Genomic DNA, 25,921 nt, shown 5'->3' with positions numbered 1-25,921 from the left:
ATAGGCTTACGCAATGAATAGCAATGACGACATAAAGGCAAACCCAAAGTATGCTCGTTTCCTGAAAGGCTTTATTATATCGCTTGTCGGTATATGGAGCCTTTCATGGCTTATGTCGTGCACAAACCCTACGGCGGAACGCATAGACGGTCTCAACTCGCAAGCCTATGCCTACCATTACCGTAACCTGGACAGCACGGCCTACTATGCACGCCAGGCCCTGCAGCTGTCGTCTGACTACCCGGACGGAAAAGCGGAAGCCCTTAATCATCTTGCCTTTGTCAGTATGGCAAAGATGGACTATGACAGTGTGAAAACGCTCATTGGAAACCTCGACAGGATAACTAACAATCAGGTGGAATTGCTCGTTGCTGACGTGCAGATGATGCGCCTCTGCCAACGTAAATCCTATAACAAGGATTTCTATGTTTATAGGGAGAGGGCTCTTGGTCGGCTGCACCGGATAGAGGAGGAAAGCCGTCTGCTTAACTTACACCAGCAACATCGTTTTGCTTATGCCTGTTCAGAGTTTTACATCGTTGCTTCGGTCTATTTTTATTACATGGGATTGCCCAACCAGTCGCACGACGAACTGGCCCACCTTTCCCAGAGCGACTATCTTAAAGAAGACACCCTACAACTTCTCAATTATTTATATAATGTAGGTTCGGGAGGTATCATTCGTGCGCGGACTCAGGAGAAAGTCGAACAACTTGAATTCGAAAGCCTTATCAAGTGTTATGTCCTTGCCCGCCAAGAGGGCATCCCATTCTTTGAAGCTCAGGCTCTGCAGGGCATGAGTGAGCACCTCGTAGATACCCGTGCACTCTCCAGACTTTTAGATAATAACCAGCCTGCGATGAGTTATATCAACAATGATGATATGCCCGATTCGCTCTTTGCTGGAAATCTCGCACAGCGTGCGCTGCATATTTTCCAGCATTATGGTGACGTCTATCAGACAGCTGGTGCTTATCGTACTCTTGCAAAATGTTATTGGGCACTCAATGATTACCGCTCGTCACTCATTTGTCTGCATAACGCTCTTGAGGAAGACACAGTTATAGAGCGTGCCCCTGACCTGGTAGCCTCTATTCGGGAACAACTGTCACTGGCTTATTCTGCCATCGATGACAAACCCAACAGTGATTATAACCGCAATATCTATCTCGACATGCAGGAGAAAACGCGACAAGACCGGCAGCTTGAGGCGCGTGCCGAGCAGTTGGACAAGTCGGCCAAACTGCTCAACTCGATGATAGCAGCTATACTTGTAGTGCTTGTAGTATTGGTAACCCTGCTCATAGTCCTTTACCTGAAGAGAAAAAAAACCGACCGAAGCAGTGATATTGAATCGTTGCTCATGTCTCTGCGTAAGTGGAAAGAACTCAATGACCGACAAATGAGTCGGCAGATGGAGAAGAGCGACGAGATATGCGAAATGATAGAGATAGAAAAGCTGCACCTGACGCAGAACCGCCGCCGCAACCTCGAGCAGAGGGCCAAGTTATCTTTGGTAACCAGCATAACACCCTTTATCGACCGCATGCTTCATGAAGTAAGAATGCTACGCAAGGTAGGTGATACCAACAACGAACGAATAGAGTATATCGCTGAACTCACAGACCAAATCAACAAGTATAACGAAGTGTTGACCGATTGGATAAGACTACGCCAAGGTCAACTCAATCTACATATCGAAAGTTTTGCTCTACAATCATTGTTTGATATCGTGGCCAAAAGCAAGATGGGATTTCAGCTTAAAGGAATCTCTCTCGATATACAAAAGACCGACCTGACGGTCAAGGCAGACAAGACCCTCACGCTTTTTATGATAAATACGATGGCGGACAATGCACGTAAATTCACTCCCGAAGATGGGCATGTGGAAATCTATGCAATACGCCATGACACTTGTGCCGAAATCAGTATTTGCGACACCGGGCCCGGGATGAGTGATACTCAGTTGAAGCATCTCTTTGACCATAAGCCGATAGTAGATACCTCCGGCGCGGTGCAAGACGGAAAAGGGCATGGGTTTGGACTGATGAATTGCAAGGGAATTATTGAAAAATACAAGAAGGTAAGTCCTATCTTCGCCCAATGTGCAATCGGAGCTGAGAATACCGGCACGGGTAGCAGATTCTGGTTCAGACTTCCGGTGGGTGTTGTGAGATTGTTTATAGGACTCTTTATGTCTTTGACAGTATCTACCACATTCGGGTACGATATGTCTGATAAAGTTCGTAAATATGCTGACTCCATCTATCAATGCAATGTTGACGGACGCTACCACCAAGCACTCGTTATGGCCGATAGCTGTATGCAAGCACTTAACGGCAGACGGGGTTATACACATAAGCACCGGACTTCTGTCGATTTGATGGCTATTTATGACAGTACTGGCAAAGAGGCGGCTGAATTAAAGTGGTTCCGGAGTGGGGTGGAGGCCGACTATACTACTATTCTAAATATGCGCAATGAGATAGCGGTAGCTGCCTTGGCGCTGCACAGATGGAAGCTCTATGAATACAATAACCAGGCATATACCCAGCTGTTCCGCCTGCGCAGTGCCGACCAGTCGCTGAGCAATTATGTGCAGGTTATGCAGAAGGCAGAAACAAACAAGAATGTTGCTATTATCATTCTGATACTCTTGCTGCTTGTCCTTTTTCCAGCATACTACATATTCTATTATCGTTATAGGCTGATGTATAGGCTTTGTCTGGATAGACTGAAACTCATAAACAACCTGCTGATGGAAGATGATCGGCCGGAGAATAAGTTGCTAAAAATCAGTAAAATCTGGGTGATGCCTAAAGTTTCATTTGATAATGATGTCCGACAGCTTGACCGTCTTGTGGCACAGATTTGCAATGACCTTCGGCAGCAGGTGGTCTATAATGAAAAGCAGCGGGATGCCATTGAAATGGAAACGGATGAGCTCAATCGACGCCAATATGAAGTGGCGCGTCTGCACGTAAGCAACAGTGTGCTCGACAACTGCCTTTCCACTCTTAAGCATGAGACGATGTACTATCCCTCGCGTATCAGGCAAATAGTGGATACCAGTCCTATAGACTGTGATGCTCTCGATGAGGTGACCGGATACTATAAGTCGCTTTATGACATATTGAGCCAGCAAGCATTGCGACAGACAGAGACGCCTATGCGCATAGATGGTGAAATGTGGGAAATGTTGTTGGATATATTGTCCAGCATTAATCAGGCTCGCGTAACATGGACTGCCCATACAAGTGACGGACAATATCAGACAGTGCGGATACCCATGCCTAACGTCAAGCTGACAGAGCAAGAGTGTCGGCAGCTCTTTACACCATCTACCAAAGATGTGAGATATTTGATGTGTCGACAGATAATAAGGGAGCTCGGCGAAGTAAGCCAGGCTCGCGCGTGTGGTATCAAGGCAAGCCCCGCAGAGACAGGCATTGTGGTGATGCTTGTGATTCCGCGAAACACCTCATTCTTTGCCAAACAGCAAGGCGTACAATCTCAACCAGAAACGTAACAACTTACAGATATGGAAAAATTTCAAGTAGTCATAGTAGAGGATGTTCCTCTCGAACTCAAAGGAACCGAAGGTATCTTCAAAAATGAGATTCCCGAAGCCGTAATTATTGGAACAGCAGACAATGAGCAGAACTATTTTAAGCTCATGAAGCAGCATCAGCCCGATTTGGTGTTGCTCGACCTGGGCCTTGGTGGCTCTACCACTGTGGGCGTTGAGTTGTGCAGATATACCAAAGAGAATTATCCAGGGGTTAAGGTCCTTATCTTTACAGGAGAGATACTTAATGAGAAACTCTGGGTGGATGTGCTCGATGCTGGTTGCGACGGAATTATTCTGAAGAGTGGCGAATTGCTCACCCGAGGTGATGTTGCCAGCTGTATGAGCGGTAAACGTCTGGTTTTCAATCAGCCCATACTCGAGAAGATAGTAGAGCGATTCAAACATAGTGTCGGGAGTAGCCTTATGCGTACCGAGTCGCTGATTGACTATGAGATTGATGAGTACGATGAGCGTTTTCTGCGACATCTTGCCCTGGGGTATACCAAAGAGCAAATTACCAATCTGCGCGGTATGCCTTTTGGCGTGAAGAGTTTGGAAAAGCGTCAGAATGAGCTGGTACAAAAACTCTTCCCCGACGGAAACCGTATGGGAGTAAATGCCACGAGACTGGTGGTAAGGGCTCTCGAGCTGCGCATACTTGACATTGATAACCTGCATCCCGATGAAGAATAGACTCCCTCAGACGGCGTTGACTTTGTTGGTGGCTTGGATAATGCTTGTGCTGCTCTCATGGATACTTACAGCACTAAATCCCACGGCAGACCTACGCTCGCTCCTGAGCGCAGAAGGCATACGCTGGTTGTTCGGCAGGTTTGTATACACCCTCTCGTCGCCTTTGCTTATCTGGCTCGTGTTGGGTGTTATGGCATATGGCCCTTTGACAGAGAGCCAACTGTTCAGGCTCCGCCGTCCGCTTGGAGTAAAAGAACGGTTTGCCCTGCGCGTGGTAATGCTCGAATTGACCATTGTCGTAGTGATAATGGCCCTTCTTACCCTTTTGCCTCAGCCCTTGCTGCTTACGGCTACGGGTACTGTCAATCATAGTAGTTTCCTTCATTGTCTCGTGCCGGTCACTTGCGTGACATTGATTATATCAGGGCTCACATTTGGAGTAGGGGCGGGAAAAATAGATGGACTGGCGGGCGCCTACAATTCGCTGGTAGCAGGATTTAGAAGTGGTGGACATCTTTTTGTTTTCTACGTGCTCATCGTGCTGCTTTGCTCTACGATAGGCTACGTATTCGACCTATAAATGGCAAATGTTTGAGTGATGATAAAAATTAAGGTCAAAACGCCTTTAGTTTCAGTATTATTTGTTAATTTTGCACCTATTAAAAACAGATAGACAAATATGAATGTATTTTTTTGCGTATTAGCATTGTTCGTTGTGGCCCTCATTGGTTGGGCTGTAGCCGAGTTTAAGGGCAAGTTCTTTGGATACACCGTGTCTGAAGAAGAAATCGAAGCCGCCCATCATGAGGCAGCTCACCGTAGCCCAGACGGCAAGGAGATGGGTATCAAGGAAGTAATTGAAACCATTAGCACAAAGGGCTATAAGTCTGTATAGGCCTGCTGAAAAGTATGGAATTGCCGAACTGTGGTCGGCAGAAATTAGTATTGGGCAAAGTGCATTGAGACATGCATTTTGCCCAATTGCCTTTTGCAGAAAACTCGAATTTGACGCATTGTTTATGACGTCCAAATGGAGGAATCATCGTTAAGGACATTTTCAAATGCAAATAGCATCGTGAATCGAAAATATCCAAGTCTGAAATAGTGGTTGCCAATATGTATTTTTTCAATTCGTGATTTAATTGCTAAAAGAAACAGTATCAGGATTATTCGTGGGTCCTGTTTCGGTCTTTGTGTCCCTATGAGGTAGCTTTCAAACGTTTCGCGCGGTTTCTGAGAATCACTGCCATTCTGCTTGCTATCATTCAGAATGAAGGAAACCTTAAAACAAATTCTTTGTAAATATACTTGGAACTTTGGCAGATTGTCTTTTTCCGTCTAATACAACTTACGCTTATTGTACAAAGGACTATTGATAGACAATTGGTGCCGTTCCCTATTGCCGAACCTGCACTAAATGCTTGTTTGTGATAGCGCCATACATAAAAAACCTCTTAAATTGTGCATATCATCGATTTTTTTGTGTAACTTTGCCAAATTAAAAAAAACAGGTATAATAGGTATTAAACGCAAACATAGGTAATATGGCTAAGAAATTTGCCGAACACAATGGCTTGAATCTTGTTGAGGTTAACAAGAGCGTATTGGAAGAGTGGAAGAAGAATGATATCTTCCACAAAAGTATTGATGAGCGTGATGGAAATCCCCAATTTATATTTTTTGAAGGTCCTCCTTCAGCCAATGGTCACCCTGGTATCCATCATGTTCTGGCACGTGCCATCAAGGATACATTCAATCGCTATAAGACCATGCAGGGAATGCAGGTACACCGCAAGGCAGGATGGGACACTCATGGACTTCCTGTAGAATTGGGCGTGGAGAAAGAACTTGGCATTACCAAAAAAGATATTGATAACAAGGCTTCTGACAAGTATATCTCAACGGAAGAGTACAACCATAAGTGTCGTGAAAACGTAATGAAGTTTACCGCTGAGTGGCGTCAACTTACCGAGGAGATGGGATATTTCGTAGATCTTGACCATCCCTACATCACTTACGACAACAAATACATTGAGACCCTTTGGTGGCTTCTCAAGCAGCTTTATAATAAGGGACTGCTCTATAAGGGTTATACTATCCAGCCTTACAGCCCCGGTGCCGGAACCGGTCTTTCGAGTCATGAGCTCAATCAGCCGGGATGCTACCGCGATGTCAAGGACCTTACCGTAACAGCTCAGTTTGAAATCGTCAATCCCAAAGAGGAGTGGACCAAGTGGGGAACTCCATACTTTGTGGCATGGACTACCACTCCATGGACATTGCCCTCCAATGTGGCGCTCTGCGTAGGCCCCAAGATTGACTATGTGGCTGTGGAGACATATAATCCCTATTCGGGCGAGCCAATGACCATGATTATGGCCGAAAACCTCGTGACTTCATACCTCAAGGCCGATCATGAAGCCAAAGAGGGAGATCTGCCTGCATTTGACAAAGACAAGAAGATATGCCCTTGGCGCATCGTGGACCGCATGAAGGGTACTGAACTTGAAGGATACCACTATCGCCAGCTCATGCCGTGGGTCAAGCCTTGCGAGAAACTTAATGATCTGTCACCCGCCTTTGTAAGCGATTATGCCGAGGCTCATCCGGAAAAGGTTTTTGCCAGCGAGGATGGTCGTGATTGTTTTGTTGAAATGAATGACCAGGCTTTCCGCGTAATCTTGGGCGATTATGTGACTACAGACGACGGTACTGGCATTGTTCACATTGCTCCTACGTTCGGTGCCGACGACGCCAAGGTAGCCAAAGATGCCAATATTCCGGCTCTATACCTTATTAATAAAAAGGGCGAGACTCGTCCGATGGTAGATTTGCAGGGTAAGTTCTATCTCATTGAAGACCTGGATACTAACTTTGTCAATGCTTGTGTGGACAAAGATTTGTATGCTAACCATGCGGGTGATTATGTCAAGAATGCTTATGATCCACGCTTCAACGAGAACGGAGTATGGGACAAGGCTGCATCCGACAAGGCCGAAGACTTGAACGTGGTATTGTGTATGGAACTCAAGATGGAGGGTAAGGCTCTCCGTACAGAGAAGCATGTGCACAATTATCCTCACTGCTGGCGTACGGACAAGCCAATTTTGTACTATCCTCTTGATTCTTGGTTTATCAAAGATACCGCTGCTAAAGAGAGAATGGTGGAACTCAACAAGACCATCAATTGGCAGCCCGAGTCAACAGGAAGTGGACGCTTTGGCAACTGGCTGGAGAACCTCAACGTCTGGAACCTTTCGCGTTCTCGTTTCTGGGGTACGCCGCTCCCTATTTGGCGCGATTCCAATCGTAACGAGAAGTGTATCGGTAGTGTCGAAGAACTCTACAATGAAATTGAGCGCTCGGTAGAGGCTGGCGTGATGAAGAGCAATCCTCTGAAAGACAATGGATTCGTTCCTGGAGATTATTCTCAGGAGAATTATGACCGTATAGACCTCCACCGCCCTTATGTGGACAATATCGTGCTTGTCAATGCCGCAGGTAAACCAATGTATCGTGAAACCGACCTGATAGATGTTTGGTTTGATAGTGGCTCTATGCCCTATGCACAGCTGCACTATCCATTCGAGGGAGAGATGGCACGCGGTACAGAAGCCGATCGTCAGGCTATGATACACTCTGATTACGATGGAACGCCAATACCTCCAGCCTATTTCCCAGCCGACTTTATCAACGAAGGAGTCGACCAGACTCGAGGATGGTTCTTCACGCTTCATGCTATTGCTACAATGATATTCGATAGTGTAGCATTCAAGAATGTTATTTCTACCGGCTTGGTTCTTGATGCCAAAGGCAATAAGATGAGTAAGCATGTGGGCAATGTGACCAATCCATTTGAAATGATGGAGAAGTATGGTGCTGACCCTGTACGCTTCTATATGATGACCAACAGTGAGCCATGGGATAATCTCAAGTTTGATCCTGAAGGCGTGGATGAAGTTCGTCGCAAGTTCTTCGGTACATTATATAATACATATAGCTTCTTGGCTCTTTATGCCAACGTTGATGGTTTTGACCCAGAGACCATGCTTAATCAAGGCAATCTGGCAGAACGCCCAGAGATTGACCGTTGGATTATTTCCAAGGCCAATTCTTTGATTATTAATGTCTGCAAGCAGTTGAATGATTATGATCCAACAAGAGCAGGCCGTTTGATAGACAATTTCGTCAACGATGATTTGAGCAACTGGTATGTACGCCTCAACCGTAAACGCTTCTGGGGCAAAGAAATGGACAGCGATAAGCTCAATGCCTATCAGACACTTTATTCATGTCTGATGACTGTAGCCAAGCTCGTTGCACCGTTTGCTCCGTTCTATGCTGATCGTCTCTATCACGACCTTGGTGGAAAGATGGAGAGTGTGCATCTGGAGAGTTATCCTGTGGCTGATACCGAGGCCATTGATGCCGAACTTGAAGCCCGCATGGATATCGCTCAGAAGATAACATCCATGACTTTGGCTCTCCGTCGTAAAGTTAACATCAAGGTTCGTCAGCCTTTGGCCCAACTGATGATTCCCGCCATCGACGACAAGCAGAAGCAGCGTATCTGCGCTGTCAAAGACCTTATTAAGAATGAGGTGAATGTCAAGGAGGTCAACTTTGTAGAGAATTCTGGATTCCTCGTGAAGAAGGTAAAGTGCAACTTCCGCGTGATGGGCAAAAAGTTCGGCAAGCTGATGAAGAGTGTTGCTGCCCATATGGATGGCTTGGATCAAGACGCGATAGCATTGTTGGAACAGAATGGTAGCATTTCGTTTGATATCGATGGTGCTCCTGTCACCGTTGATGTAGCAGATGTCGAAATCATCAGCGAGGATATCCCTGGATGGCTCGTTTCCAATGATGGAAATCTCACTGTGGCATTGGAGGTTGAACTGACCGAAGATTTGCTCAATGAAGGTATGGCACGTGAACTCATTAATCGCATTCAGAACATGCGAAAGGACGCTGGTCTTGAAATTACTGACCGCATAGCAATAAAGGTCAGTCCTAATGACAGTATTGCCAAGGCTATTGCCAACTACGAGGATTATGTGAAAACTCAAGTTTTGGCCGATAGTATCTCTGTGGAGGACAATGCTGGGACAGATGTAGAGTTCGATAATTTTGTCGTTCGCATACAAGTAACTAAAATTTAATAATAATAATCCAACCATGGCGCAGTTGTCAAGCGATGTCTGCGTCATGGTTAACCTAAATCACCGATGCATGGAAACTAAGGTACGTTACAGCGATGAAGAACTCCAGGAGTTCCGCGCTATTATTAATGACAAACTGGCAGTTGCACGTGAGAGTTATAGCAAGGTAATGCGTAGGCTGATGAATCAGGATACCAATGATGTTGATGATACATCTCCTACATATAAAGCATTGGAGGAGGGTAGTCTTACCCAATCCAAGGAACAGTTGGTGGAGATGGCGGCACGGCATCAGAAGTTTATCCAAGGTTTGGAGGCGGCATTGATTCGTATAGACAACAAAACCTATGGTATAGACCGTATGACAGGTGAGCTTATACCAAAGGAGCGTTTACGCGCGGTGCCCCATGCCACTCTGAGCGTGGCGTCAAAAAATGCTCGCAAGCAATAAAATGAAGGATATTAGAAATGTTGTGACCCGAGGACGTCTCTCGGTTCTGCTTATTGTGGTGCTATTGGTTATTGACCAGATTATCAAGATTCTGGTCAAGACTAATATGTGCTTGGGTGATGCCATCCATATAACTGATTGGTTTTATATCGATTTCGTGGAAAACAATGGTATGGCGTATGGCATGACGTTTATCAACAAGTTCCTGCTTAGCCTATTGCGTATAGCTGCTATCTGCATTATAGGTTGGTATATTCATCGCCAGATAAAAGTACGTGCCCGCTATTGTTATATCATTTTGTTGTCTATGGTATTTGCCGGGGCTGCAGGAAATATATTTGACTCTATGTTCTATGGGCTTGTCTTTGATGCTTCAACCCCATTTGACGTTTCCTCTGTTGTTCCCTTTGGCACTGGCTATGCTCCATTCCTGATGGGAAAGGTGGTAGACATGTTCTATTTCCCAATCATCGTAACGACGTGGCCTTCATGGGTTCCAATGGTTGGTGGCTCTGAATTCATTTTCTTCTCACCCGTATTCAACTTTGCTGATGCTTGCATTAGCGTAGGTGTGGTTATGTTGCTCTTAGTTTGTCGCAAAGAGCTTGAGACCTTATCTCTTTTTTCCCAATCTAACAAGAAGGATGTTGATAATTCAGAACAAAAATAAAAGGATGTTAGGTGAGGTACTCTCCTTTATATCCGTTTCATTTCTGCTTATATTTATGCAAGGATGTAAGCCATCCTTGCCTTCAGACATTCTGTCACGTGGAGAAATGGAGGATGTTATGTACGACTATCATCTTTCTAAGAGTTTGGCTTCTCAGCAGGGGAATCCTGGAGAATGGGAGCGTATTTATGAGGATGCGGTTCTTCGCAAACATGGGATTACACAGGAGCAGTTTGACCGTTCGCTGACCTATTATATGCGTCATACCGACGAGCTTTCTAAGATATATGACAAACTTGAGGACCGCCTGCGCGCTGAGGCAGGCTCTTTGGGAGTGTCGACATCAGAGTTGGGCAGTCTTGGCACATTGGGTGCGACAGGAGATACTGCCAATGTATGGAGCGAAACGCGTTCTCTTACACTTATTCCCCAAGCTCCATTCAATCAGAAGAGCTTTGTTATAAAGTGTGATACCTCATATCATGCTGGCGATGCCTTTGCATTGGCATTTAATTGTAATTTCATCTATCAAGACGGAATGCGCAATGCTTGTGTGCTTCTTGCTATCACATTGGCAAATGACAGCATCGTTTCTTCTTTCACTCAAGTTTCTATACCATGTCATCAGACGGTAAACTTGTCTGATTATGGGCGGGTAGGCATTAAGGAGATTCGTGGCTACTTTATTTTGAGCAAGAGCCAAAGCCAACTGGAGTCGGCTACTACTTTGCAGCTTATGTTTATCAATAACATACAATTGGTAAGAATGCACTCCAAGCCACAGCCGGCTACATTACCGAATGATGCAGACACATCGGAAATACGTCCGGTTAATGTGCCCCCAATCCCCCGCAAACCTTTGTCCCTCCCACAAAGCGCTTCTGGGCAAGTGCAGCAAATTGATAGGACGTTGAAGGTAGAGCCCACAAAGTTGAAATAACTCATTAATTTAGTGTCAAATAAAATTATTCAAGTCATGCAGAGTGTTAACGAATTAATAGACAGACTGATTGATTTGTCTTTTGCAGAAGATATTGGTGATGGTGACCACACCACACTATGTTGCATCCCTGAAGATGCTATGGGTAAGTCTCATCTCCTCATCAAGGAAGATGGAATCCTTGCCGGTGTAGAAATTGCCAAGGAAGTTTTTGCCCGCTTCGACCCAACTATGGTTGTAGAGGTACTCATTAATGATGGAGCCAAGGTTCATCGTGGCGATATCGCAATGGTTGTAACTGGCAAGGTAAGGTCTTTGCTGCAGACCGAGCGTCTTATGCTCAATATCATGCAGCGTATGAGCGGTATTGCCACAATGACCCATCGTTATGTAGAGCGTATAGAAGGTACTGGTGCACATGTTCTCGACACACGTAAAACCACTCCTGGTATGCGAATGCTTGAAAAGATGGCAGTCAAGATTGGCGGTGGCGTAAACCATCGTATCGGTCTTTTTGATATGATATTACTCAAAGACAATCATATTGATTTCGCTGGTGGTATATCCAACGCTATCAACCGTTGTCATGCTTATCTTAAGGAACGCAACCTTGACCTGAAGATTGAGATTGAGGTTCGTAATTTCGATGAGCTCAATCAGGTTCTTGAATGTGGCGGTGTAAATCGTATCATGCTTGACAACTTTACTGTGGCAGATACCAAGAAGGCTGTAGATCTCATCAATCATCGTTATGAGGTTGAGTCGAGTGGCAATATAACCCTTGATACCATTCGCAGCTATGCCGAGCAAGGTGTAGATTATGTTTCTGTCGGTGCTCTTACTCATTCTGTAAAGGGCCTTGATATGAGTTTCAAAGCCTGTTAATCTTTCGCCTATGTATCGTTATATCATAGCATTTATCTTCTCATTGGTGAGTGCAAGCAGTATGGCCTGTACCAATTTTATTGTGGGAAAACAGGCTTCTACCGATGGTTCGGTCATCTGCACTTATAATGCCGATGATTATGGCATGTTCATCAATCTTGCCCACTATCCTGCGGGAATTCATCCCAAGGGAACTATGCGCCAGATTTATGATTGGGATAATGGTGAATATCATGGAGCCATCCCCGAGGCACCTGTTACATATAATGTGATTGGCAATATCAACGAATATCAGGTTACTATTGGCGAAACCACCTATGGTGGACGTGAAGAGATGATAGACCCTACCGGTATTCTTGATTATGGTAGCCTTATATACATCGCGCTTCAGCGTAGCCGTACGGCCCGCGAAGCCATTGAGGTGATGACCACGCTGGCAGAGACTTACGGCTTCAATAGTAGTGGCGAGACATTTACCATCTGTGACCCCAACGAGGCCTGGATTATGGAGATGATGGGCAAGGGACCTGGTTCCAAGAGCGTGGTTTGGGTGGCTATGCGTATTCCCGACAATGCCATTTGTGCCCATGCCAACCAGAGCCGCATAGGCAAATTCAATATGAAGGACAAGAAGAATGTCCTTTATTCCAAGGATGTAATCAGCTTTGCTCGTTCTAAGGGATGGTTTACTGGCAAGGACGCCGATTTCTCTTGGAAGTGGGTATATGCAGCTCCCGATTTCGGCGGGCGCCGATTCTGCGACGCACGCGTTTGGAGTTTCTTCCGTCATTTTGACAAGGGCTTCGACCGTTATCTCCCATGGGCATTGGGTAAAGATAAAGATGCCGAAGATATGCCTTTGTGGATTGTTCCCGACCACAAGGTCTCTGTCCAGGAGGTGCAGGCATGTATGCGAGACCATTACGAAGGCACTCCTCTTGCCACCGATACTCTTGATATGGGTGGCGGTATCTGGCAGATGCCTTATCGTCCCACTCCGTTGTCATATACGGTTGATGGCGTCAAGTATTTCAATGAGCGCCCGACCAGTACCCAGCAGTCTGCTTTCAGTTATGTCAGCCAGATGCGCTCGTGGTTGCCTCGTGAGATTGGAGGCGTTATATGGTGGGGTAACGATGATGGCAATATGATAGCCTATACTCCCATATATTGTGGCAATACCGTGCAGCCCGAGTGTTATAATACGCCTGGAGCTGATGCTGTTACATTCTCAGACCGCAATGCTTATTGGGTTTGCAACTGGGTAAGCAATATGGTTTATCCCCGTTATAGCCAGATGTTCCCCACTTTGCGTGAGGTGCGTGACAGTTTGGAGAATAGTTATTTTGCTCAGCAAAAGAGTGTTGAAGACGAAGCCCTCACCTTATATAATAAGGATAAGGCTGCTGCTCTCAAATATCTCAACGATTATAGCAACACTCAGGCTCAGAACATGCTTGCTACATGGCGTGAACTTGCTACTTTCCTCATTGTTAAATACAATGATATGGTTGTCAAGCCCACCGAAGGACGTACTTTCCTGCGTACCAAGACAGGATTGGGAGCCCGTGTAAAGCGAGAGGGTTATCCTGAACAGTTTGCCCGCCAGTTTGTCAAGACTACAGGGACGAAGTTCCAGTCTCCAGAGTAGTCTGATAAAAAAATCATATAACCTTGCAATTGTTACAGATTGCAAGGTTTTTTATTTCATTATGTTCATATTCATTTCTTCCATGTTTATTTTTTTATCAGCTGTTAAAGAAATGAAAACATTGCTTCGCCTAATTGGAAAAAATACCGTAACTTTGCAAATATATAATAATAAACAAGTTACTCATGGGTATTTTTGATTTTTTTAGCAAGAAGAAGAAGGAAACACTGGATCAGGGATTAGAGAAAACCAAGCAGAGTGTCTTTGAGAAGATTTCGCGCGCCGTTGCCGGAAAATCCAAAGTTGACGACGAGGTTCTCGATGATTTGGAGGAAGTGCTGATAACCTCTGATGTGGGTGTCGATACGACCATTAAGATTATTGACCGCATCCAGCAGCGTGTAGCACGCGACAAGTATGTCTCTACCTCCGAACTGAATGCCATCCTTCGTGACGAAATCGCAACTCTGCTTGCTGAGAATGATAAGGATAGTTTTGCAAATTGGGATCTTCCTGGCGACCATAAGCCCTATGTTATTTTGGTTGTCGGAGTCAATGGTGTGGGCAAGACCACTACCATAGGCAAGTTGGCCTACCAATTCAAGCATGCTGGCAAGAAAGTTTATCTCGGTGCTGCCGATACGTTCCGTGCCGCTGCTGTTGAGCAGTTGCAGATATGGGGCGACCGGGTAGGAGTTCCTGTTATCAAGCAGCAGATGGGTGCAGACCCCGCTTCCGTTGCTTTCGACACTCTTCAGAGTGCCAAGGCCAACGATGCCGATGTGGTGCTTATTGATACGGCAGGCCGCCTTCACAATAAGGTGGGCTTGATGAACGAACTCAAGAAAATCAAGGACGTAATGAAAAAGATTCTTCCCCAGGCACCCGACGAGGTAATGCTTGTCCTTGACGGAAGTACCGGTCAGAATGCCTTTGAGCAGGCTAAGCAGTTCAGTGCGGTCACCCAGATTACCAGCCTTGCCATTACCAAACTTGACGGCACAGCCAAAGGTGGCGTTGTTATAGGAATCTCAGACCAGCTCAAAGTGCCTGTGAAGTTCATCGGACTTGGTGAGAAGATGGAAGACCTGCAACTTTTTGACCGTAAGGATTTCGTTGATTCTTTGTTTAAGTAAAACAGTCAGGAGTAACATGAAAAAGAATCATATCGACTTCATCACCATGGGATGCTCCAAGAATCTGGTGGATTCAGAGAGCCTGATGCGTCGGCTGGAGTCCAACGGCTATCATTGTACGCACGACCCTAAGCATCCTTCGGGCGAGATTGCCGTAATCAATACTTGCGGCTTTATTGGCGATGCCAAGGAAGAGAGCGTCAATATGATATTGGAATATGCCCAGCGTAAGCAGCAGGGCAAGTTGTCACGCCTCTATGTTATGGGCTGCCTTTCGCAGCGATATCTGGATGACCTTGAGGCCGAAATTCCTGAAGTGGACAAGTATTATGGCAAATTCAATTTCAATCAGTTGATTGCCGACTTAGGTCCGGCTGAGGGTTCCGTTCTGGCTGGTCCCGATTCGCTTCCGGTTCGCCATCTTACCACCCCTCACCATTATGCTTATGTCAAAATAGCTGAAGGATGCGACCGTCGTTGTGCCTATTGTGCTATCCCGCTTATTACCGGCAAGCATCATTCGCGTCCTAAGCAGGAAATCTTGGATGAGATACGTTCGCTTGTTGCCGGTGGCACCTGCGAGTTTCAGATTATTGAGCAGGAATTGACTTACTATGGCGTAGATATCGATGGCAAGCGTCATATTGCAGATTTGATAGAGGACATTGCCAATATCAATGGCGTCAAATGGATTCGTCTCCATTATGCCTATCCCAATCAGTTCCCAATGGAGCTGCTTGATGTGATGGCCCGACACGACAACGTCTGCAAATATCTCGATATCGCCCTACAGCATATATCCGACCACATGCTTGAGCGCATGCACCGCAATGTCTCCAAGCAGGAAACCATCGACCTCGTAAAGGCCATCCGCCAGCGCGTGCCTGGTATTCATTTGCGTACCACGCTCATGGTCGGATTTCCAGGTGAAACCGATGAAGATTTCAATGAACTTGTCGAGTTTGTGCGTTTGGCACGCTTTGAAAGGATGGGCGCCTTTGCTTATTCAGAAGAAGAGGGGACATATAGTGCCCAGCACTATGCCGACGATGTTGCACCCGAGGTCAAGGAGCAGCGACTTGCCCAGCTTATGGCCGTGCAGCAGGATATAAGTGAAGAGATTGAGGCCGCCAAGGTTGGACGTGTCATGCAAGTGATTATTGACCGCAAGGAGGGTGGCTATTATATAGGCCGCACAGAGTTCTGTTCGCCCGAAGTTGACCCCGAAGTTCTCATTCGTGCGTTACGCCCATTGCGTGTAGGCCGTTTCTATCAAGTAAGGATTACAGACTCCGACGAGTTTGATTTGTATGGTGAAGTAGTATGAACAACAAGGAATTTATTGCAGCTCTGTCACAACGCAGCGGATATACCCAGACCGATACACAGCGGTTGGTTAATTCGCTTATTGACGAGATGGCCAACTGTTTTGGCGAAGGTGAAGTCGTTTCCATTCCGTCTTTCGGGTCGTTTGAGGTAAAGAAACGTTTGGAGCGCGTTGTTGTCAACCCTTCGTCGGGTGTGCGCATGCTGGTTCCCCCTAAACTTGTTTTGGGATTCAAGCCCGCAGCATCGGTTAAGGAACAATTAAAATACGGAGGAGGAAGCGATGAGTAAAGTTGGCATAAAGGAGCTGGCAACCATTCTTGCCAAGAAGCGCAAACTTGATTCCGAGGCAGCTCTTGCGTTTGTCGAGAGTTTCTTTGACGTCCTCTGCGACAGCCTCCGTGATGAAAAGATGGTAAAGGTCAAAGGGCTTGGCACATTCAAGGTGGTGTCAGTCAGTGCCCGCAAGAGCGTTGATGTCAATACTGGCGAATCTATCGAGATTTCCGGCCGTGACAAGATTTCCTTTACCCCAGATACAACCCTTCGAGATTTGGTTAACCGCCCATTTGCGCAGTTTGAAACCGTGATGGTCAATGAAGGAGTTGACTTTACCGCTATAGACGAAGCCGCTAATCTGTCACAAAGCGAGACTGATGTGGAAGAGCCTGAAACTGCTGCACATAGCGTTGAACCTTTGCCTGTTGAGACTCAATCACAGGTAAATCCCGAGGTCGAAGAACCAAAGACCGTCGCAGAACCGCAAACGCCGCAGATTGACGAAGCGATAGAAGGCGCCGCGCAAGCGGTGGAAGAGGCAGAGGAAGTGGGAGAAGATACCTCTGAGTCCCAGGAGGCAGCCCCTGCTTGTCAACCGGAAAAGGAAGATGCCAAGGCAGAAAATATAGAAACTGTTCCCGAACCTGTAGAGGTACCCGCCGTTGAAGCGGTCGAGCCTACGCCCATGCCCGTCACTGTGGTTGATGACAGTGCCAAAATGCTTAGCGAAGTCTTGCGCAAGCAGAACGAACAACTGTCTGAAGCTAACGACCTCCTGCGTGAACAGTTGGAGCGTTCCCATCACCTTATGCTTCTGATAGGCATCGCCGTCGTGGTTGTATTGATTTTGGTCATTGGCGGTGGTTATTATATATTTACCAACTTCAGTTCTTTTGCTCGTCTCGCCAATACGGCCACGACGCCTCAGGTTGCCGTTGTAGCCAATCCACAATCCACTGCCAAAGATACGGTTCCCGTCAAGGTTGACGAGCAGCAGCCAGCGGTCGAGCAGCAGCATAAGGACAGCACCAAGCATGTGGCAGCAAAAAAAGAAGACAAGCCTGCAGCCGAGTCTCAGCCCATGACCGAGTATAACAATGATGCCCGAGTGCGCACTGGAGCCTATAATATAATAGGTGTAAAAACGACCGTAAAAGTTCGTGCCGGGCAGACCCTCGCATCGATTAGCAAGTATTATCTTGGTCCGGGCATGGAGTGTTATGTAGAGGCGATAAATGGCACGCGTGAAGTCAAGGAAGGACAGATGATTAAGATTCCCGAACTTAAAATAAAGCGGAGATAGTTTGCTCCTTACAAGAATTATTGGTAATTTTGATGAAACTTAGTGTATAGAATATGATAACTCAAGAGAATTTTGAAAAGCAATATAGCGACCCCATTGAGCAGCAGCAGATAGACAAGTTCGTCTGTGTCGAGATGGGACGCCAGATACACCGTTACATCAAAGGTATGTCTGGCACGCTTGCCATGATGCATCGCTTTGAAGAGCAGCTGGCCCACCTCAATACCGAACAACGCGAACAGGCTATAGCCCGATATATAGACCTGAACCGCAAGGTGCTTGACGGCCTCGATCTCAAGGTCGTGCTGGCAAGAGCCATTGCCAACTATTGCGACACGTTCAGCTATATGCTCGAATTTATCAACGACAAACAAAGGGTGAACTTCTATCTCGCCCGTATCAAAAGCAAATATATCCAGTATCATCAGATATATGAAGAGAATGGCAAATATGGCATTCTTGACCATACGGGTAAGGTGATATTGAAGGCTCAATATGATTTCTTGCGTACTCCTTACGTCTATGTAGATGATTTGCGCACAATGCCTATTATAGCCCAGAAAGACGGCAAGATGGGTTTGGTGCTTCCAGACCGTAAAGATACCATTTATGCCGACTTCATCTACGATGACATTACCCTCCGCGAAGAGCCTCCGTACTTTGAGGCTGTAAAGGATGGCAAGGTTACCTTATTATAATACGGCTGGCAGCTGTTTCGCCGATTTCATCGGCATCGTGACTATCAACTATATATTTTAGGCCATACATCAGTATGCCTGAATATATAGTTGATAATTTTATATCGGGCAAGGTCGTTTTCTGGGTTATTGTCAGGCCGACCGTTGTCATCGTGATTCGTCACATCAGTTTTGATGATTGCAACGCCGAGCAATTCCACCGTCGCGTCGCGGTAAAAGGACTGCTTGCGCCTGGTTTCTCCTTCGCCCTTGTTCCATAGTATGTCTCTGCCGGTCGGTAGCGACTTGTGCCGGAACGGTTGGAAAAGTGCCGTGATGATATAATCTCCATGTTCGAGGTATGAAACCATAAAATCAAAGTTCGATTTTATCATTTCGCACCTTGATTTGTTAGTTTCAAACTTTGAAACCAAGAAAAACATGCATTTGGGAGAGATGTCGTAGGATAGGGGAGCCGGGGGGTATGGCCAGGATATTGTCTATGTCTTCTTAGCAGTGCCGAATGTGACTTTTATGCAGCCTATGGTAAGCATTGTGCCTGCAGATGAGGTTTGGTGGTGTCTAACAAATTAATTATTAATATGTTCGCATGATAATGGCATCCATGTATGCCAAACGCACAATGGTATAATGATGCCCAAGCCTCACGAATACTGATATTTTTTCAAAAATATGTTCTGAAAAATTTTGTGGTTACCAAAATAAGTCGTACCTTTGCACTCGCAAATAAGGAAAGTCAAAACATGAGCACCCTTAGCTCAGTTGGTAGAGCAACTGACTCTTAATCAGTGGGTCTAGGGTTCGAATCCCTAAGGGTGTACCACAAGACAAATCATTTTGCACTTTCCACTTGCACCCTTAGCTCAGTTGGTAGAGCAACTGACTCTTAATCAGTGGGTCTAGGGTTCGAACCCCTAAGGGTGTACAAAAGAGATAATCTGACAAAGATTATCTCTTTTTTTTGGTACGCTTTTTGCATATTCAATAATGAATGTGTAATTTTGCATAACAATTAATAAAAAGGGAATCGAAACGCATATATGAATAATCTGTTTTCACAAAAAGTATCTGATTTATTGGTATTTGCTCGCAAGGAGGCTGACAGGCTTTCCAGCCAGGCCATCTGTCCGGAGCATATACTGTTGGGCGTTTTGCATGACGATAGTGGTAAAGCTGCAGAATTTCTGAAACATCTCAATATAAACTATACATCTTTGAAAGAGACTGTTGAGCATCGCATCATTGACGAGTATCGCTACGAGTCAGCCTCAGACAGCGAGATATCGCTCACCGAGCAGGCCAGTAATATATTGAGGTTGGCTGTCTTGGAAGCCCGTTTGCAGCATAGCCAGATGGTGGATGTCCACCATGTGCTGCTTGCTATCCTGCATGACAAGGCTCACACCGCTGCTAAGGAAATTCTCAATGACAACAATATAAAATACGAAGATATGCAGAACTATTTGGCTCAAAAAACCAATAGTGGTCCTGTAGACGGACTTTTCATGTCTGATGACGATGAAGGAGAAACTCCTGAATACGACAATCGTTCTGACCGTGACACGGCTGCTGCCACCAAGGGCAAGGACGCTATGGGAGGCACTCCCGTCATAGACAACTTCTCTGTAGACCTGACCCGCGCTGCAGCCGAGGGCAAACTTGACCCCGTGGTAGGGCGCGATGAGCAAATTCTGCGCGTCACCGAAATTCTCTGTCGGCGTAAAAAGAACAATCCCATACTCATCGGAGAGCCAGGCGTAGGTAAAAGTGCCATCGTAGAAGGCTTGGCACAGATGATAGTCGAGCAGAAGACTTCGCCGCTGTTGTTCAACAAGCGTCTGATTAATCTTGACTTGACTGCAATCGTAGCCGGAACCAAATACAGAGGTCAGTTTGAAGAACGCATCCGTGCATTGCTGAAGGAACTGGAGAACAATCCAGACATAATCGTCTTCATCGATGAGATACACACGATGATTGGCGCGGGCAGCACACCGGGTAGCATGGATGCCGCCAACATCATGAAGCCGGCTTTGGCGCGCGGCACCATACAGTGTATCGGCGCCACCACCTTTGACGAATATCGCAACTCCATAGAGAAGGACGGAGCCTTGGAGCGCAGGTTCCAAAAGGTTCTGGTCGAGCCGACATCTGCAGAAGACACCCTGTGTATCCTGCAGAATATCAAGTCTCGCTACGAGGAGCATCACCATGTCGAATATACCGACGAGGCCCTCAAAGCGTGTGTCCGTCTTGCCGATAGATATATAAGTGACCGTAGTTTCCCCGACAAGGCAATCGATGTCTTGGACGAGGCCGGCTCCCATGTGCATTTGTCTCATGCCACCATCCCTGCCGAAATCCGACAGGCTCAAAAGGAGCTGGCCGAGATTAAGGACAAGAAGCAGAGTGCTGCTAAGAAGCAGAACTTTGAGTTGGCAATAAGCTATCGTGACCGGGAATTGGTCTTGGAAAAGGAATTGGCGGATATGCGCAGCAAGTGGATGTCTGGAGAAAGCGAACAAAGGGAAAAGGTAAGCGAAGCAGACATCGCAGAGGTTGTCGCCACGATGACCGGTGTGCCCGTTCGGCGCATCTCTGAAGGCGAGACCGCACAGTTGAAGACGCTGGCTGCCACACTCAAGCAGACCGTAATAGCGCAGGATGAAGCTGTGGAAAAGGTTTCCAAAGCCATCATGCGCAATAGGGTGGGGCTGAAGTCGCCCAACCAGCCTATTGGCGTCTTTATGTTCCTCGGTCCAACCGGTGTCGGCAAGACCCATTTGGCCAAGAAGATAGCTGAGCACTTGTTTGGTTCTACCGACTCTCTCATACGCATAGATATGAGCGAATATGCCGAGAGCTTCACCACTTCCAGACTGGTTGGAGCTCCTCCCGGATATGTAGGTTATAATGAGGGCGGCCAGTTGTCCGAGAAAGTGCGTCGTCATCCCTATTCAGTCGTTTTGCTCGATGAGATTGAAAAGGCCCATTCCAATGTTTTCAACATGTTGTTACAGGTGCTCGACGAGGGTCGTCTTACCGATGGCAATGGTCGTCTCGTAGATTTTCGCAATACCATTATTATTATGACCTCAAATGCCGGAACGCGCCAACTGAAAGACTTTGGTCGTGGCATTGGCTTCTCCAAGCGTAATATCTTGGGCGCTGACCTTGACGAGGATGATAAGAGGTATGCGCGCGATATCATCATGAAGAGCTTGAGCAAGCAGTTTGCCCCCGAGTTCCTCAATCGTCTTGATGATGTCATCACCTTCGACCAGTTAAGCATTGAAGCTCTCGAGAAAATCGTTGACATTCAGCTTGCCGACTTGTCTGAACGCCTCCTGTCAATGGGCTATCGTCTTAGCATAACCGATGCAGCCAAGTCGTTTGTCGCCAACCATGGATATGATGTGCAGTTTGGCGCACGCCCATTGAGACGAGCCATACAGACCTATATAGAGGACAAACTGTCGGAAGCGTTGATTTCAGAAGAGTTCACCCCCGGTCAGACGATAGTCATAGACAAGATTACGGATAAAGATGAGCTCTCGTTTACGGTCGAAACCGAAAACAATGCAGATACCGCGCAGCCATCATAAGCGCACCGAATATTGAGACATTAACTGTTCAAAAGCAAACAGATGATAAACAATTATAACAAGAAGAACGATTATGCCCAATATGTGGCGCAAGAAGATGATACGTTGCTCTCATGGCTCCTTGCCAACCTTAAAGAGAGCCGCTCTAAAGTCAAGGCGACTCTGCAGGGGCGTGGCATAAAAGTCAATGGCAAGCAAGTAACCCAATTTGACTTCCCCATCCATAAAGGAGATAAGATTTCAATCAGCCGTTCAAAAAAGAACGACCAGTTCAAAAGCCGCTATCTCAGTATCGTCTATGAAGACAAGTACCTTGTCGTGATAGAGAAAAACGTGGGCATACTGAGTATGGCAGCTGGTCATTCTTCGCTCAATGTCAAAACAATATTGGATGATTATTTCCGTCGTACACGCCAACGCTGCACTGCTCATGTCGTCCATCGACTGGACCGTGAAACATCTGGTCTGATGATTTATGCCAAAGATATGCAGACGGAGCAGATACTGGAACATGATTGGCATAATATCGTATATGACCGTCGCTATGTTGCCGTTGTTTCTGGTGAGATGGAAGACAACGAGGGTACTATTGCCAATTGGCTGAAGGACAACAAGAACTACGTGACCTATTCATCGCCTACCGACAATGGTGGCAAATATGCTGTTACCCATTTCTATGTATTGAACCGTACTACTGAACATTCTTTGGTAGAGTACCAATTGGAGACAGGGCGCAAGAATCAGATACGTGTTCACTCTGCAGACATGGGACATCCGGTATGTGGTGATGTCAAATACGGTAATGGCGACGACCCGCTCGGCCGATTGTGTCTTCACGCTTACGTACTGTGCTTCTATCATCCCGTGACACACGAGCGGATGGAGTTTGAAACAATGATACCCACACAATTTAGAAAACTCTTCAAATAAACGATATGGATATTAATTTCACCTATTTTATCTTCATTCTCATTGCTGTAGTCGTGGGCGTGATAGTAATCAAAAAGATAACAGGTTGCCTAATCAAGACAGCCATTCTGGCAATAATCGTAGGCATTCTGGCTTATATCTATTTTGCCTACTTCAGGTCATAGGTGCCTAATTGTAGGTTTATAGATTATCATACATAATGTGGGCATGTCCATTGTTTGGGCACACCCACATTATTTATTATTAGGGGGCTCATCCTGTGTTCTGTGCAAAAATATACTGAAAATATTTGGCAGTTAAACAAAAATCATTACCTTTGCAACGAATATTGACGGTAAAGTCAAAAAACACAATAACAAAGATTAAAGATAAATCAATGCAAGCAAACATTCTATTCGGTTTCTCGTGGCCATGAATATGAAGTAAAATTCATATAGGTCCAGATAACTGAAAGGGATTGTTGTACGCGTTCATTGGTTTATTGATACACCATGAAACGGAAGGCCGTTTCATATTTTATAAATTTCACTTTATTCATTTAATCATTTGTTATTATGACTGATATTGTATCTGTTAGAGTCGTATTATCCGACTCCTTCCATGTTTATTATGACATTACGTTTGCCTCTCATCTCAATAGAGGCGACAAGTATTCAATCTCTAATTATGACCATACACTTATGTGTTATGTCAACGACTTCCAGCCTCAGCGCATTGGTATAAAGCGTAACCGTCTGCTCATCCGATGTGAGTCGCGATATGCCATGCTATCAAACGATTATTTTGCAATCTTGACATGCAATGACCGGGCTGTGGCCAAAATATCCTACAACCTGTCTGCCGATGACAGCGTAAGCAATCTTACGACCACTACGCTTACCCATGCCATGATGGAAAGTATAGTCGTAGAGCAGCTCTCGCGCAAAGAGTTTTACCAGTTGGAATGGGATAAACTTGGAGATTATCCTGGGATAACTCCAATCAAGCAGCGTGCCATAGAACTGTTTCGATGGAAAATGTTCAATGAGCGTCGTTATATCATGAATCTGAAGGATGTGCGCCCTTGCCTTAACTTTACAGTGAGCAGCGATGATGCTCAGTATCTGACAAATCCTTTGCAGAACTTTGCTAAGATTGTAGACATGACATGGAATGTAAGCGATGTCGATTTGTCTTCTGTCATTGAAGAGGGCAATGGCTCCAATTTATTTCAAACCGCTGATAAGTATTTTGAATCTAATCAGACTTTCTATATTCTGCACCACATCGGCAGTCTGCTCTGGGGAGCAGGAGCGTCTTTAGCCAAAATGATAGAGTCGCGTATGAAAGTGAATGGCGACATTGGCTTTATCTTCGTTGGAACGAAGGCAGAAATTACCCTGCTTGGTGAAAAGTATCCTACGTTGATTGCCAAAATCGATGAGCAAAACCACTTGGAATTGCAGCCCATGAACGTTAAAGAATTCCTGTCGGGAGTGCAATGCGAACTGAGGAAAATGGACTTGCGTTTGTCTTCAGATGCATTGAATGAATTGAATATAGGGCTGCTGCTTCGGTCATTACAGAACACTCTACCCAAGTTGTCGCTATCTATGCTTTCGCGCTTTGTCACAAAGGGACTGGCGGAGCGTTTTGTCAAGCGTGTAGCAAATACAGATAGCGTTGTTGAGCCACAATCGGCTATGCAACTGCAGATGATAGATAGCCGCGATATTGACTGGAGTATGTTCGAGACAGCCAGCCTGAGTGTTGATGACGTCATGCATTCTCTGTCCAGTATGGTCGGATTGACTTCTGTCAAGAAGGTTGTCGCAGATATGGCCTCTCTCGAACGTTATGCCCGTCTTTGTCAACAACAAGGAATCAATATTTCCTGTGTTTCCAATCACCACATGATATTTACGGGTAATCCAGGTACTGGCAAAACCACTGTGGCCAAGAAAATAGGTCAACTATTCCACTCTCTTGGCGTGCTGTCCAAAGGTGATGTCATAACAGCAGAACGCGGAACCATAGTTGGAAGATATTTGGGGGACACCGAAAATAACATGCAAAATCTGTTTGCGCAAGCAAAGGGCAATGTCTTGTTTATAGATGAAGCCTATTCTCTGAATACCGGAGCAGGCGATAAAGCGGATTTCGGCAATAGAGTGATAGAGTGTCTGCTAACAGTCTTGGCACAGCCCAACCCTGATATGATAATTATTATGGCTGGCTATCAGAACGAAATGGACAAGATGCTTGATAGCAATCCTGGACTGAGAGGACGATTTACCCACTATCTGCATTTTGAGGATTACTGTTCAGAGGAACTGCAGGAGATTGCTCAAATGAGAATTGCTTCAAGAGGATTGAAACTGTCTCTCAGTGCCAATGAAACCTTGGCTGACGCTATTGGCAAAACCCTGAGGGATAAAACCAATGGATTTGCCAATGCGCGATGGGTTGAGCAGTTTGCCGATAAGGCCATCTGCCACACTGCAAACAGAGTCCTGGCTTCTCACCTGTTTACTCAAGACTATCTGGTAACCATTACCTCAGAAGACATTGAAGCCGCCTATAATGAATTGACTATCGGTAACAATTATGCGAAGCCTAAAATTGGCTTCGCATAATCTGTA

Annotated in this window: 20 protein-coding genes and 2 tRNA genes; all 22 read left to right on the top strand. The window is 45.8% G+C overall.

Going from position 1 to position 25,921, the window contains the following annotated elements; genetic code table 11:
• Positions 1–13: 13 nt before the first annotated feature.
• The 22 genes from CIK95_RS09310 to CIK95_RS09210 all read left to right on the top strand — a co-directional run bounded on the left by CIK95_RS09310 (position 14) and on the right by CIK95_RS09210 (position 25,915).
• On the top strand, positions 14–3,529 hold the full coding sequence (locus CIK95_RS09310; RefSeq protein ID WP_254046447.1) for a DUF5112 domain-containing protein: 3,516 nt from the start codon (positions 14–16) through the stop codon (positions 3,527–3,529).
• 12 nt (positions 3,530–3,541) lie between these two features.
• Positions 3,542–4,264: a DUF5932 domain-containing protein gene (locus CIK95_RS09305; protein ID WP_094387126.1), complete on the top strand. Its 723-nt coding sequence runs from the start codon at positions 3,542–3,544 to the stop codon at positions 4,262–4,264.
• Entirely contained in the window at positions 4,254–4,844 is a 591-nt protein-coding gene (locus CIK95_RS09300; protein WP_094387127.1) for an AbgT family transporter, read from the top strand. Before CIK95_RS09305 ends, CIK95_RS09300 begins: the two co-directional genes overlap by 11 nt.
• Positions 4,845–4,943: 99 nt before the next feature.
• Positions 4,944–5,159, top strand: a complete 216-nt coding sequence (locus CIK95_RS09295; protein WP_022311470.1) for a hypothetical protein — start codon at positions 4,944–4,946, stop codon at positions 5,157–5,159.
• Positions 5,160–5,808: 649 nt separating this feature from the next.
• Positions 5,809–9,426 carry an isoleucine--tRNA ligase gene (ileS, locus tag CIK95_RS09290; RefSeq protein ID WP_094466850.1) on the top strand — a complete coding sequence of 1,206 codons (3,618 nt, stop codon included), beginning with the start codon at positions 5,809–5,811 and terminating at the stop codon, positions 9,424–9,426.
• A 70-nt stretch (positions 9,427–9,496) separates the two neighbouring features.
• Complete coding sequence (locus CIK95_RS09285; protein WP_094421370.1) at positions 9,497–9,877, top strand: molecular chaperone DnaK; 381 nt, start codon at positions 9,497–9,499, stop codon at positions 9,875–9,877.
• A 1-nt stretch (position 9,878) separates the two neighbouring features.
• Entirely contained in the window at positions 9,879–10,547 is a 669-nt protein-coding gene (locus CIK95_RS09280; RefSeq protein ID WP_022311467.1) for a lipoprotein signal peptidase, read from the top strand.
• On the top strand, positions 10,522–11,487 hold the full coding sequence (locus CIK95_RS09275) for a DUF4296 domain-containing protein (protein WP_094466849.1): 966 nt from the start codon (positions 10,522–10,524) through the stop codon (positions 11,485–11,487). Before CIK95_RS09280 ends, CIK95_RS09275 begins: the two co-directional genes overlap by 26 nt.
• Before the next feature lie 36 nt (positions 11,488–11,523).
• Positions 11,524–12,372 carry a carboxylating nicotinate-nucleotide diphosphorylase gene (nadC, locus tag CIK95_RS09270; RefSeq protein WP_022311465.1) on the top strand — a complete coding sequence of 283 codons (849 nt, stop codon included), beginning with the start codon at positions 11,524–11,526 and terminating at the stop codon, positions 12,370–12,372.
• Positions 12,373–12,433: 61 nt separating this feature from the next.
• Entirely contained in the window at positions 12,434–14,023 is a 1,590-nt protein-coding gene (locus CIK95_RS09265) for a dipeptidase (RefSeq protein WP_371591407.1), read from the top strand.
• Positions 14,024–14,208: 185 nt separating this feature from the next.
• Positions 14,209–15,159 (top strand): signal recognition particle-docking protein FtsY, encoded by a 951-nt coding sequence (gene ftsY / locus CIK95_RS09260; protein WP_094466848.1) that lies wholly within the window; start codon positions 14,209–14,211, stop codon positions 15,157–15,159.
• A gap of 16 nt (positions 15,160–15,175) precedes the next feature.
• Entirely contained in the window at positions 15,176–16,486 is a 1,311-nt protein-coding gene (rimO, locus tag CIK95_RS09255; protein ID WP_094466847.1) for a 30S ribosomal protein S12 methylthiotransferase RimO, read from the top strand.
• Entirely contained in the window at positions 16,483–16,776 is a 294-nt protein-coding gene (locus CIK95_RS09250; RefSeq protein ID WP_094387136.1) for an HU family DNA-binding protein, read from the top strand. Before rimO ends, CIK95_RS09250 begins: the two co-directional genes overlap by 4 nt.
• Positions 16,769–18,067 carry an HU family DNA-binding protein gene (locus CIK95_RS09245; RefSeq protein WP_094466846.1) on the top strand — a complete coding sequence of 433 codons (1,299 nt, stop codon included), beginning with the start codon at positions 16,769–16,771 and terminating at the stop codon, positions 18,065–18,067. The genes CIK95_RS09250 and CIK95_RS09245 overlap by 8 nt, the downstream gene beginning before the upstream one ends.
• A 53-nt stretch (positions 18,068–18,120) precedes the next feature.
• Positions 18,121–18,765, top strand: a complete 645-nt coding sequence (locus CIK95_RS09240; protein WP_022311459.1) for a WG repeat-containing protein — start codon at positions 18,121–18,123, stop codon at positions 18,763–18,765.
• Positions 18,766–18,839: 74 nt separating this feature from the next.
• The gene (locus tag CIK95_RS12885) at positions 18,840–19,025 is read left to right on the top strand and encodes a hypothetical protein (protein ID WP_144007793.1); all 186 of its coding nucleotides are present in this window, start codon (positions 18,840–18,842) and stop codon (positions 19,023–19,025) included.
• A 487-nt stretch (positions 19,026–19,512) separates the two neighbouring features.
• Positions 19,513–19,588: transfer RNA gene (locus CIK95_RS09230), tRNA-Lys, on the top strand.
• Between the two features lie 29 nt (positions 19,589–19,617).
• Positions 19,618–19,690: transfer RNA gene (locus tag CIK95_RS09225), tRNA-Lys, on the top strand.
• Between the two features lie 115 nt (positions 19,691–19,805).
• Positions 19,806–22,370, top strand: a complete 2,565-nt coding sequence (locus CIK95_RS09220) for an ATP-dependent Clp protease ATP-binding subunit (RefSeq protein ID WP_094421360.1) — start codon at positions 19,806–19,808, stop codon at positions 22,368–22,370.
• 42 nt (positions 22,371–22,412) lie between these two features.
• Positions 22,413–23,300 carry an RluA family pseudouridine synthase gene (locus CIK95_RS09215; RefSeq protein ID WP_094466845.1) on the top strand — a complete coding sequence of 296 codons (888 nt, stop codon included), beginning with the start codon at positions 22,413–22,415 and terminating at the stop codon, positions 23,298–23,300.
• Between the two features lie 5 nt (positions 23,301–23,305).
• Positions 23,306–23,464, top strand: a complete 159-nt coding sequence (locus tag CIK95_RS13315) for a hypothetical protein (RefSeq protein WP_173823497.1) — start codon at positions 23,306–23,308, stop codon at positions 23,462–23,464.
• 390 nt (positions 23,465–23,854) lie between these two features.
• Positions 23,855–25,915 (top strand): AAA family ATPase, encoded by a 2,061-nt coding sequence (locus CIK95_RS09210; RefSeq protein WP_022311452.1) that lies wholly within the window; start codon positions 23,855–23,857, stop codon positions 25,913–25,915.
• Positions 25,916–25,921 lie beyond the last annotated feature (6 nt).

Source organism: Prevotella sp. P5-108, assembly GCF_002251385.1.
Taxonomy (GTDB): domain Bacteria; phylum Bacteroidota; class Bacteroidia; order Bacteroidales; family Bacteroidaceae; genus Prevotella.
Note: the sequence above shows the minus strand (reverse complement) of the source record. Positions and strands in the feature narration are given on the sequence as shown.